This is a genomic window from Streptomyces chiangmaiensis (genome assembly GCF_036281785.1).
GTDB lineage: Bacteria > Actinomycetota > Actinomycetes > Streptomycetales > Streptomycetaceae > Streptomyces > Streptomyces chiangmaiensis.
In genome coordinates this window covers 1-11507 of sequence record NZ_JAYWVC010000235.1, presented here as the reverse complement: position 1 = coordinate 11507, position 11507 = coordinate 1, and the positions used below count along the sequence as shown (strand labels likewise).

Sequence of the window (11507 nt, the reverse complement as noted above, 5' to 3'; positions counted from 1 at the left end):
AGACTGTCGCGTTTCGCTCTCGCGTCCGGCGACAAAAGAAATACTACCTGGTCCACAGGGTGCTCGTGACCACCCTCAGATCGCGAGCGACAGCAGGACCGGGGCCGCACCCCTGTTCAGCCGGTCCGCCGCCTGCCGTAGCCGATGCGCGTGCTCCACCGGCAGGGACAGCGCCAGACAGCCGACCGCCGACCCCGCGGTGATCGGGACGGCCGCGCAGACCGTGCCCACCGCGTACTCCTGCAGATCGAGGACCGGGACGGTCGGCGGGTGGGCGTCGAGGCGGGACAGCAGGAGTTTCTCGCTGGTGATCGTGCGCGAGGTGAGCCGGGCCATCTTGTGCCGGGCGAGGTGGTCCCGGCGGCCGTTGAGGTCGAGCTGCCCCAGCAGGCTCTTGCCGACCGCGCTGGCATGGGCCGAGGAACGGAAGTCCACCCACTCGTGCACCGCGGGTGTCGCCGGGCTCTCGGCGCACTGTGTGACGTGCACCTCGCCGTCGATGTAGCGGCTCATGTAGATCGCGGCGCCCACCGACCTGCGCAGCCGGTCAAGCGTGTGCTGAAGCTTCTCGCGCAGTGCCTGCTCGCGGTCGTGCGCGGAGCCGAGGCGGCTGAGGGCGGTGCCGGTGATGTACGCGCCGTCGGCGGTCTGCTCGACGTACCCCTCTCGCCGCAGCATCCGCAGGAGCGAGGTCAGCCGGTGGGTGCCGAAGCCGGTATGACGGGCGAGCTCGGTGTCGGTGACACCGGCGGGGCGCCGCGCCACCGTCTCCAGGACGCGCAGTGCGTCCTGGGCCGAGTGGTACGGGGCGGTCGGCTCATGGGTCAGCGCCACGGTCTCCCCCTGCGCTTTTGGGCCGTACTCGGGACAGCTTGGCTGCCTCCAAGATAAGGCTCAACGACGCGACGGGGAGCGGGTGTTGACGAACTTTGTGGCGCGATTCGGTCCCCTCAGCAGGAGCGCATCACGCTGGCATATGCCACAGTCATGAACCGACCGCCCGTGCCGGGCGGCCCCGCCGATGTCGCTTTCCGTGGTCACAGCACTGCGCTGAGGAATTCCCGCGTGCGTGGCTGCTCGGGCTCGCTGAAGATCTTCTCCGGGGTGCCCGCCTCGATGACCCGGCCGGAATCGAACATCAGGACCCGGTCGGAGATGTCACGGGCGAAGTTCATCTCGTGGGTCACGCAGAGCATGGTGATGTCCGTGGTGTGAGCGATGTCACGGAGGACGTCGAGGACCCCGGCGACCAGTTCCGGGTCGAGAGCGGACGTCACCTCGTCGAGCAGCAGCACCTGGGGGCGCATCGCCAAGGCTCGGGCGATGGCCACGCGCTGCTGCTGCCCGCCCGAGAGCTGGGTCGGGTACTTGTCCAGGTGGTCGCTCAGCCCGACCAGGTCGAGCAGCTCGCGCGCCCGCTGCTCGGCCTCGTCCTTCGACAGGCCGAGGACGGTGACCGGCGCCTCGGTGATGTTCCGCAGCACCTTCATGTTGGGGAACAGGTTGAAATGCTGGAAGACCATCCCGATGCTCTTGCGGATCTCGCGGACCTGCTTCTCGCCGGCCGGGAAGAGCCTCTGCCCGGCGACCGTGATCGTGCCCTCGTCGGGCTTCGTCAGGGTCATCAGCATCCGCAGGATCGTGGTCTTGCCGGAGCCCGAGGGGCCGATCAGCGTGACGTGCTTGCCCGCGTCGACCGTGAAGTCGAGCCGGTCGAGGACCGTGTGGTTGCCGAAGCGCTTGGTGACCTTGTCCAGGCGGATCAGTTCGCCGGTGGCCGCCGGCACGTCGGCGTGGGCGTCGGGTTCCTTCATGAGGGGGGTGTCAGCGGACAAGGCGTCGCTCCAGGGCTCGCAGGAGGAGGGAGGCGGGATAGGAGATGAGGACGAAGGCCACACCGATGACGGTGAGCGGCTCGGTGAACTGGAAGTTCTGCTGGGAGAAGAGCCGCGCCTCACCGAGCATGTCGAGGACGGTGATCGCCATCAGCAGCGGCGTGTCCTTGAGCATCGAGATCACGTAGTTGCCGAGCGCCGGCACGACCCGGCGGATCGCCTGCGGCAGGATCACCGCCGTCCAGGTGTGCCGCATCGGCAGGCTCAGCGCGGTCGCGGCCTCCCACTGGCCGGCGGGCACCGCCTCGATGCCGGCGCGGTAGACCTGCATCGTGTACGTGGAGTAGTGCAGGCCGATCGCGACCACACCGGTGGTCAGTGCGGAGAAGGCGAGTCCCCACTCGGGCAGCACGTAGAAGAGGAAGAACAGCTGCACCAGCAGCGGTGTGTCGCGGATGAACTCGGTCACGATCCCCACCGGCCAGCGCACCCACCGCGTCGGCGTGCGCATCAGCAGTGCCCACACGAGACCGAGGGCGAAGGAGATCAGCGAGCCGATGGCCAGCGCCTGGAGGGTGACGAGCAGGCCGTCCCAGAAGTGCGGCAGGAAGTCGCGGACGGCACCCCAGTCCCACTTCACGCGACACCACCTCCGACCGTCGTCGTCTTGGACCGCCGTACGGAGAGGGCGGGCTGCGGCGCCTTGCCGACCCCGGCCTTGAGCCGGTTCTCGAGCCCGCGCATCAGCCGGGTGAGGAGAAAGGCGATCACGAAGTAGATGAGCAGGATGTACGTATAGATCTGCGTGCTCTCCTGAAGCGCGAGCCGCACCAGGTTGCCGCTGAAGGCCAGGTCACCCATGCCCATGATGGAGACCAGCGAGGTGCCCTTGAGCAGCTCCACCAGCAGGTTGGAGAACGGCGGGATCATCTCCGGCACCGCTTGCGGCAGCAGGATCTTCCGCATCTGCTGCCATGGCGTGAAGCTCAGCGCTATCCCGCCCTCGCGTTGTGCGGGGTCGACGGAGTTGAGGGCGCCCCGCACGATCTCGGCGCCGTAGGCCCCGTACGTCAGGCCCAGTGCGAGCGTGCCCGCCCACATCGGCACCAGCTGCCAGCCGAAGGCGAGCGGCAGCACGAAGAACACCCAGAAGATCATGATCAGGGCCGAGGTCCCGCGGAACACCTCGGTGTAGAAGCCGGCGAGGAAGCGCACGATCCACCGCCTGTGGGTGCGTGCGATGCCGACGGTGAAGGACACGGCGGTCGCGAGCAGTGCGCTGAGCACGAGCAGCTGGACCGTGGTCCATATGCCCTTCAGTACGAGTTCCCACAGTCCCGAGGTCATCCGCGGCACAGCTCCTTCGCGGTCATGTCGGTCATCTCGGCCTTGGTGAAGCCGAACGGACGCAGGATGCGGAAGAGCTCGCCGCTCGCCTTCAGCTTCTTCAGCTCGGCGTTGAAGGCGTTCCGCAGCCCCGTCTCGGTGGGCCGGAACGCGAAGCCGCCGCCGTCGATGTGCGGCTTGCCCTTCACGAGCGGGGCGAAGGGCTTGGTGGCCTCGGTCTTCCGGGAGTTCTTGACGACCTCGCGGGTGGTCAGAGCGGTACCCGCGAACACATCGGCCCGCCCCGCCTCGACGGCGTTCAGCCCGGCGACCTGGTCCGGGACGATCAGGATCTCGCTCTCCTTGTAGCCGGCCTCGACGGCGTACTGGATCTCCGCGTATCCGGTCCCGGTGGCGAATTTCGCCCTCTTCTCGACGACGTCCCGGTACGTGTGCAGGCCCTTCGGGTTCCCCTTGCGCACGATGAAGGAGTCGAGCATCTGGTAGTCCGGGTCGGCGAAGATGACCTGCTGGCAGCGTTCGGGGTTGATGTACATCCCGGCCGAGACGACATCGAACTGCTGTGAGTTCAGTCCGGGGATGAGCGAGCCGAACTCGGTCGGCACCGGCTGGACCCGGTCGACGCCCAGTCGCCTGAAGATGACCTTGGCCAGCTCCGGGGCCTCGCCGGTGAGGTTTCCGTTCTTGTCGATGTAACCGAAGGGGATCTCTCCGGCGATGCCGAGGCGAACGACGCCCTGGGCCTTGAGCCGGCTGAGCAGATCACCGCCGTGCGTCGTCGACGCTGCGGCCACGCGGCTGCAGCCGGCGGCGCCCAGCGCGCCGACCGCGGCGATACCGGCGAGCAGTGACCGTCTGGTGGTTCCGGGTTTCCCTGCGTCATTCGTCTGTGGTGGAGCCATGGGCGCGCGGCTACCCGGGACCATGCGATGTATTCAGGCCGATTTTCGTCCCGGTGCCCGCGGTGCGCCCCGCGGGCAGGTCACGCCTCCGCTCCGTCGCGGCGCTGACCTGCCATGACTGCACAGGGTGAGGGCTCAGTGACCCGGCACGTATCCGCGTGACTTGTCGACCACATTCACGAGTGGTTTCCTCGCCTCCCAGCGCTCGTACAACGCGACGAACTGCGCTCCCAGTGCGTCGCGCCAGCCGACCGTGTCGCCGCTCATGTGCGGGGACACGAGCAGCCCCGGGACGCGCCACAACGGGCTGTCGGGGGTGAGCGGCTCCTGCCGGAAGCCATCCAGCGCCGCGCCCGCGATCCACCGTTTCGTCAGTGCCTCGGCGAGCGCCTCCTCGACCACGAGCCCCCCGCGCCCGACGTTGACGAAGCGGGCCGAGGGCTGCATGACGCCGAAGCGGCGTGCGTCGAACATGCCCCGCGTCTGCTCGGTCAGGGGCGCCGCCGCGATCACCCAGTCGGCGCGGGCCATGAGACGGTCGAGGTCGGCGGGGCCGTGGATGCCGGTGCGCGGGACGCGGCCCACGATCGAGGTCGTGACGTCGAGCGCCTTGAGCGTGCGGGCGATCGTCCGCCCGATCGGTCCGGAGCCGACCACACACGCGCGCGTGCCCGCGACCCGTGCCGTGTCGCGGTGCCACCACCGGCGCTCTCGTTGCAGGTCCCACGTCCGTGGCAGGTCCTTGGCCATCGCCAGGACGAGCGCGGCCACGTACTCGGCGACGGGCTGTTCGAAGATGCCTCGCGCGTTTGTCACCACCGTCTCGGACGCGGCGAGTTCGGGACACAGAAGATGGTCCACGCCCGCGCTCGCGGTGTGCACCCAGCGTGGCCGCGGGCCCTCACCGGGCCAGGCGTCGCGCACGGCGCGCGACGTGAAGTCCCAGACGAGCAGCACGTCGGCGTACGGCAGTCGCCGGGCGAGCGTCGAGTCGTCCGCGTGCTCGATCCGCACCCGACCGGTCAGCCGGCCGAGCCGGGGCAGCGGCTCGGCGTCCAGGACGAGCAGCGTGGGGCGGCCGGGCGGGCGGGCGGTCATACGGGAACCGTGTCTCCGTTCGGCGGCGGCCGGGGGGCTGCCGGCCGGGCATCTGACATGCGCGGATGGCCCACGGTCGCACCCGAAGCGACGGCCGTCAATCGCTCGGGACGCCTCGGACGTCGCCGCGCCGGCGTTACCCGGCCCGCGCTTTGGGAAGGCGTTCCTGCGCGCCGGGATGGACGTCGTCTCCGCCAAGCAGGTGACGGGGGCGGGCGGCTCAGCGTCACCTGGGTACCCGGGCGGCGCGTCCCCATCAGGCTCTGCTGGGGACGCCTCCCACGCCCTGGAGGCAGTGGGAGGGACAGGCAGCACACCAGGGACCCGCACCGCCGGAAGAACAGGAAGGTTGGGCATGACCGCACTCGGATTCCTCTACCCGGGCCACTACGCCGAGGACGACTACCCACGCATCGAGCAGCTTCTGGCCAGCGACATCCGGGTGGCTCTCGTGCAGACCGACGCGCGGGAGGGCGCTTACCGGGTGGACACGCTGTCGCGGATCGGCTCACCGCAGCGCCTGGCGACGGGCGTCCAGGAGTTGAGGCTCGCCGGCGCCGAGGCGGTGGTGTGGGCGTCCACCAGCGGGAGTTTCGTGCTCGGCTGGGAGGGCGCCCATGAGCAGGTGCGCACCCTCGCGCGCACGGCCGGTATGCCGGCCTCAGCCACCTCGTTCGCCTTCGTGCACGCGGCACGGGAGATCGGGGCGCGGCGGGTGGCCGTCGCGGCGCCCTACCCCGGTGACGTCACGGACCTGTTCGCCGCGTTCCTTCGGGCGGCGGACGTAGAAGTGGTGTCGGTGCACGCGGCCGGGGCGGCGACGGCGGGGGAGGTGGCGGCCTGGGGTGCGAAAGAGGTGAGTGCACTCGCCCACGAGGGCGACCACGCCGACGCCGACGCGGTCCTGCTTCCCGACACGGCGCTGCACACGGTCGCGCATCTGACGGCCCTGGAGAAGGAACTGGCGAAGCCGGTCCTCACGGCGAACCAGGTCACGGTCTGGGAGGCCCTGCGCCTGGTGGACCGCCGCGTGAACGCCCCCAACCTCGGCACCCTGTTCACCAGGGAGCCGATCGTCCAGGTGTGACCCCCGGCCGGGCGACGCAACGGGGAATAACCGGGGACTGCCTCCCGTTGTGCGTCGGAGTCGCGACACACACGCAGGAGGCAGTTGGGTGGACGAGATCCGAGCCACGGCACAGGGCACCGCGCCCGTTCCCCTGTCCGTACTTGACCTGGTCACGGTCGGTGCGGGCCGCACCGCCACCGACGCCCTCCGCACCAGCGTCGCCTTGTCCCGTCTCGCGGAGTCCCGCGGCTACCACCGCTACTGGGTCGCCGAGCACCACTCGATGCCAGGTGTGGCGTCCTCCTCGCCCGCCGTCATCCTCGCCCACCTCGCCGCCCACACGGACCGCATCCGGCTCGGCTCGGGCGGGGTGATGCTGCCCAACCACGCCCCGCTCGTCATTGCGGAGCAGTTCGGCACGCTGGAGGCCCTGGCCCCCGGCCGCATCGACCTGGGCCTCGGCCGTGCCCCGGGCACCGACGGCGCCACGGCCGCCGCGCTGCGCCGTACCGACCGGCTGAACGAGGGCGCGGACGACTTCCCCCAGCAACTCGTCGAGTTGACCCGTTTCCTCGACGACGACTTCCCGGACGGTCATCCGTATGCCCGCATCCACGCGGTCCCGGGCCCCGTCCAGGCCACCTCCCCGGGTGGCGTGCAGTCCCCGCACCGGCCGCCGCTCTGGCTGCTCGGATCCTCCGGTTTCAGCGCCCGCCTGGCCGGCATGCTCGGCCTGCCCTTCGCTTTCGCGCACCACTTCTCGGCGCAGAACACCATCCCGGCGCTCGACCTGTACCGCGAGTCCTTCCGGCCGTCCGCGGTGCTCGAGGCCCCGTACGCCCTGATCGGCGTCGCCGCCCTGGCCACCGACGACGAGAGGGAGGCCCGCAGCCAGGTGAGGGCCGCCGCCCTGAACATGCTCCGGCTGCGCATGGGCCGCCCGGGCCTCGTCCCCACCCCGGAGGAGGCGGAGGCGTACGAGTTCGGCCCGCTGGAGCAGGAGTTCTTCGAGTCCTGGACGGCGAACGTCATCCACGGCACGGCGGACGAGGTCCGTTCGGGCCTGGACGACCTCCAGAAGCGGACCGGCGCCGACGAGTTGATGCTCACGTCCAACGCCCACGGCGGCGACGTACGCGTGCGTTCCTACGAGCTGATCGCGGACGCCTACGGACTGCCGACCGCCTGAGCGTGCAGGGACACCGTCACACCGGACGAGCCGGAAGCCCGCGGGACTGCACCTTTCCGGTCATGAAGGGCGGCAGGCCTCCGACACCACCAGCTCGGAGATCCGGTCCGGTGGCACCGGCCGGGAGTACAGCCATCCCTGGCCGGTGTCGCAGCCGATCCGCCGCAGCCGGCTGGCCTGCGCGGAGGTCTCCACGCACTCGGCGGTGACGGTCAGACCCAGCCGGTGCGCGAGCTGGATCATGGCCTCCACGATGACCTCGTCCGCGGGGTTGGGATGCACGCCCGTACCCTCGTACTGGAAGCCGCGGACGAACGAGCCGTCCAGCTTCAGCACCGACACCGGCAGCCGGCTGAGGTAGGCGAGGTTGGAGTAGCCCGTCCCGAAGTCGTCGATGGCGATGTGCACCCCCATGTCGCTGAGCGCCTGAAGGGCCTGCAGCGGCCGGCCCGCCGAGCCCATGACCGCGGACTCGGTGAGCTCCAACTGCAGCAGATGGGGGGCGAGTCCCGTTTCCGCGAGGGTTCCCGCCACATCGGCCACCAGGTCGGAGTCCCAGACCTGACGCACCGCCACGTTCACGCTGACAAAGATCGGCGGCTCGTCCGGGCGCTCCAGCTGCCAGCGGCGCGCCTGACGGCAGGCGGCCTTGAGCGCCCAGCGCCCGAGCTGCACGATCGAGCCGTCTTCTTCCGCCAGTCCGATGAACTGATTCGGTGTCAGTGTGCCGAACCGCGGGTGATGCCAGCGCACCAGCGCCTCGACCCCGCGCACCCGCCCGTCCTCCATACCGACGAGCGGTTGGTACTCCAGCGCGAACTCACCCCGCTCGATGGCCGGGCGCAGACCGGAGGACAGGGCCTGGCGGGTCATGCGGTGGGCGTTGCGCTCGGGGTCGAAGAGGGTCCAGCGCCCCTTGCCGTCGGCCTTCGCCCAGTACAGCGTCGTATCGGCCGCCTGCATCAGACCCGTCGCCGTCGTCCCGGCCGCGTGGCGCTCCACCACGCCGATGGACGCCGAGACGGACAGGCGCTGCCCGGACAGGTCGAACGGTGCCTGAAGTGCCTTGAGCACCGACTCGGCCAGCTCGGAGAGTTGGTCGGTGCCCGTCGAGTCCTCGACGAGCAGGGCGAACTCGTCGCCACCCAGCCTGGCCACCAGGGGAGTGGCCGCCCGCGCATAGCCCACTTCGTCCGCGCACGTCGTCAGGCGTTCCGCGACGGCCGCGAGCAGCCGGTCCCCGACGCGATGCCCGAGGGTGTCGTTGACGGCCTTGAAGCCGTCGAGGTCCAGGTAGCACAGCCCGACCCGGCCGGTGCCGCTCTCCTCGTACGACTCCGCCTCCAGTGCGGCAGACAGGCGTTCGAAGAACAGCGTGCGGTTGGGCAGCCGGGTCACCGGGTCGTGCATCTGCAAGTGCCGAAGCTGCGCCTGGAGTTCGCGACGGGCACTGATGTCGGAGACCGAGAGCAAAACGGCCTTCTCCGCCTCGGGCAGTGGGGTGACGGTCACCTGCACCCAGCGCGAGTGACCGTCGGGATGCTTGAGGCGGCGTGTACAGCGCAGGCGGGCCTGGTGGCCGCGCAGCACCTCACGGTAGGCGTGCCAGGTGCGGGCGTCCGAGGACAGGTCCACCAGATCGGCGGCGACCTTCCCGGTCAGAGCGTCCGTGCCGGTGGCGATCAGCGATCCCATCGTCTCGTTGGCGGTGACGACCAGACCCTCCCGGTCGACGACCGCCATGGCGAGCGGAGCAGCGGTGAACGCGGCTCCGAGCGAGTGAGGTTGGGCGGCGGGGCGCGGAGGGTCGGTGGCCGGCGGGATCGGATGCGCCCCGGGGAGGGACGACGGCTCGGCCGCACCGCTCGACGTACCCTCGCTACTCCCTGTGACGGCCGGGCTGACGAGGTCTGCCGCGGGCGCCGGCCCTTCGGACGTTCCGCTCACCGCTCGCTCCCGCAGTGCACTCGTTCTTCGTACGGATCTCGTGTGTCTCGTCGGGGTCGACGGCCGCGTGGTGAGCGACCGTACACGTCGTGTTCGTGCCGGAAAGTGTGCCGATCATAGAGGCTGGCCCAGAGGCCTTCCAGCCGATGTCCAGTGTCCTGGAACGGGCACACGCTCTGACAGATCGTTTCTGCCCGCACTGGGCGCCGGTCTATCAGACTGCCCTCGGTTGTGACGTTGCGTGAGTATCCGGGATGTCGGCCCATGTCGACCGCCCCCTCGGTGTTCGTGCGCCGTCGTGCGCTCCCGCGTCGCACCGCCCCTCCCCTGGTCGGCGCGGTTTCCCTCTGCCCTTTCCCCCGACTGAGGGGGTCTCACCCTTCTGGGGCAGGCAAACAGGGCGTAGTCATACAAGTAAGACAAGGCTGGGTGCGGAATCCCTGAACCGCACCCGGAGGTCGACGTGCCGCGTCCGCTCCCCCTCGAGGGGCCAACCAGGTACGTCCCCAAGGCACTCGTACGGGGCAGGACGTCCATGCTGCGCAGGACCGCGGCCATGGCCACGTCGATGGCCGCGCTGGTGGCGACCTCGCTCATCACGGGACCCTCACTCGTCGGACTGCCGACGGCGCCCTGTGAACTCCCGCGCAGCATGGCCCATCACTCGGAGGGTGTGGACACCTGGAACGCCGACTACGCACACCCCACTCGCCCACTGGACGCGGTCCTGGTCTTCCTGTCGTTCCCGGACTCGACTCCGGTGACCACGCCCAACGAGCTGACCAGCGACTACTTCCCGGAAACCAACCGCTTTTTCGAACGCGCCTCCTACGGCCGGTTCTCGGTACGCCCGCATCCTGTGGGCCACTGGATCGGCATGCCCCGCCCCGCCGCCCGGTACGCCATCGGGCGCGACTGGGACCCCGAGCACCGGGCCGCGTATCTGCACGACGCGCTCGCCGTGGCGGACAAGGAGGTCGATTTCTCGCAGTACGACATCGTGTACCTCGTGGCCGACCCGGACGCGCCCGGAGTCGACTCGGACGCCACGAAGGTGGTCAACCTCGACACCCCGCTGCGCGCCGACGGCACGGACATCCGCCGGATGGTCACGATCTTCGAGAAGCACCCGCCGGACCGGCTGGTCCTCGCCCATGAGACGGGTCATGTCTTCGACCTGCCCGACCTCTATCACCGTCCCACCGACGGCAAGGGCGACTGGGACACCTACGTCGGCGACTGGGACCTCATGGGCAGCCAGTTCGGGCTGGCACCGGATCTGTTCGCCTGGCACAAGTGGAAACTGGGGTGGCTGGATCCGCGGCAGGTGGTGTGTGTGCGGGGCGCGGTCACCCGGCTGACGCTGGAGCCGCTCGGGGCCGGCCCGACCGGAGTGCCGCAGGTGCCGGTGCATGCGGGTACGGAGTGGGATTCCGGGACGACGGGCGCGGCGGGCAGCCCCGGAGAGCGGTACCCCGGACGCGGGGTGGAGGCGTTCGGCTCGGGAAACGGCACCAAACTGGCGGTGGTGCGGACGGGAACCGACAGCGTGCTCGCCATCGAGGCGCGCGGCGCACTGGGCAACGACACCACGGTCTGCCTCCCGGGCGTCCTCGTCTATCGCGTTCACAGTGAGACGGAGTCGGGCAGCGGTCCGATCGAGGTCCTGGACGCCCATCCGCGGTCCGAGGCCTGCCAGGGCAACTCGGTCTATCCGGCTCTCGCGGACGCCCCGGTGTCGGTCGGCGAGAGCTTCACCGTGGCGGCCGGCGCGGTGAAGGTGGGGGTGGAGGTGGAGGACCGCACGGCCACCGGAGCGTGGACGGTGAAGATCACGAGGAAGTGAGTCCCGCGCCCCACGACCACCGCCGATCGCCCCGACAGAGGCGAGCCGCGAGCGGCCCGCGATTGCGGCGGGGTCCGCTCGCGGCTGTGACCTGTGCGGAGGGGGCGGACCTGGCGCTTGCCGGGGTGGTGGGGGTGTGGGACCGGGCGTCCACGGTGGGTGAGCCGGAGCGGGGGTGTGGGTGGCGAAGCCCCCACACGCTCGAGGCAGCCGCGCAGAAACAACGATGGCGACCCGCTTCGCGCTGTCCGCGAACACGAATCGCCATCGCCAT

The 11507-nt window shown here is 70.1% G+C and carries 10 protein-coding genes; 3 read left to right on the top strand and 7 right to left on the bottom strand.

Annotated elements, in window-relative coordinates:
- Positions 1-75: 75 nt before the first annotated feature.
- The 6 genes from VXC91_RS37595 to VXC91_RS37570 all read right to left on the bottom strand — a co-directional run bounded on the left by VXC91_RS37595 (position 76) and on the right by VXC91_RS37570 (position 5182).
- Complete coding sequence (locus VXC91_RS37595) at positions 76-834, bottom strand: IclR family transcriptional regulator (RefSeq protein WP_329511845.1); 759 nt, start codon at positions 832-834, stop codon at positions 76-78.
- Positions 835-1037: 203 nt separating this feature from the next.
- Positions 1038-1814, bottom strand: a complete 777-nt coding sequence (ehuA, locus tag VXC91_RS37590) for an ectoine/hydroxyectoine ABC transporter ATP-binding protein EhuA (RefSeq protein ID WP_329511844.1) — start codon at positions 1812-1814, stop codon at positions 1038-1040.
- Between the two features lie 10 nt (positions 1815-1824).
- Positions 1825-2475: an ectoine/hydroxyectoine ABC transporter permease subunit EhuD gene (gene ehuD, locus VXC91_RS37585; RefSeq protein WP_329511843.1), complete on the bottom strand. Its 651-nt coding sequence runs from the start codon at positions 2473-2475 to the stop codon at positions 1825-1827.
- Complete coding sequence (gene ehuC, locus VXC91_RS37580) at positions 2472-3182, bottom strand: ectoine/hydroxyectoine ABC transporter permease subunit EhuC (RefSeq protein ID WP_329511842.1); 711 nt, start codon at positions 3180-3182, stop codon at positions 2472-2474. Before ehuC ends, ehuD begins: the two co-directional genes overlap by 4 nt.
- Positions 3179-4084: an ectoine/hydroxyectoine ABC transporter substrate-binding protein EhuB gene (gene ehuB / locus VXC91_RS37575; RefSeq protein ID WP_329511841.1), complete on the bottom strand. Its 906-nt coding sequence runs from the start codon at positions 4082-4084 to the stop codon at positions 3179-3181. The genes ehuC and ehuB overlap by 4 nt, the downstream gene beginning before the upstream one ends.
- Before the next feature lie 135 nt (positions 4085-4219).
- Positions 4220-5182: a D-2-hydroxyacid dehydrogenase gene (locus VXC91_RS37570; RefSeq protein ID WP_329511840.1), complete on the bottom strand. Its 963-nt coding sequence runs from the start codon at positions 5180-5182 to the stop codon at positions 4220-4222.
- A 355-nt stretch (positions 5183-5537) separates the two neighbouring features.
- Between VXC91_RS37570 and VXC91_RS37565 the strand changes: the two genes are divergently transcribed.
- Positions 5538-6269, top strand: coding sequence for a maleate cis-trans isomerase family protein (locus tag VXC91_RS37565; RefSeq protein ID WP_329511839.1), 732 nt, complete (start codon positions 5538-5540; stop codon positions 6267-6269).
- 88 nt (positions 6270-6357) lie between these two features.
- The gene (locus VXC91_RS37560; protein ID WP_329511838.1) at positions 6358-7440 is read left to right on the top strand and encodes an LLM class flavin-dependent oxidoreductase; all 1083 of its coding nucleotides are present in this window, start codon (positions 6358-6360) and stop codon (positions 7438-7440) included.
- 60 nt (positions 7441-7500) lie between these two features.
- Here VXC91_RS37560 and VXC91_RS37555 read toward each other — a convergent pair whose 3' ends face one another.
- Entirely contained in the window at positions 7501-9387 is a 1887-nt protein-coding gene (locus tag VXC91_RS37555; protein ID WP_329511837.1) for a putative bifunctional diguanylate cyclase/phosphodiesterase, read from the bottom strand.
- A 463-nt stretch (positions 9388-9850) separates the two neighbouring features.
- On the opposite strand from VXC91_RS37555, the gene VXC91_RS37550 reads away from it, so the two are divergent.
- Positions 9851-11233: a M6 family metalloprotease domain-containing protein gene (locus VXC91_RS37550; RefSeq protein WP_329511836.1), complete on the top strand. Its 1383-nt coding sequence runs from the start codon at positions 9851-9853 to the stop codon at positions 11231-11233.
- The last annotated feature ends 274 nt before the right edge of the window (positions 11234-11507 follow it).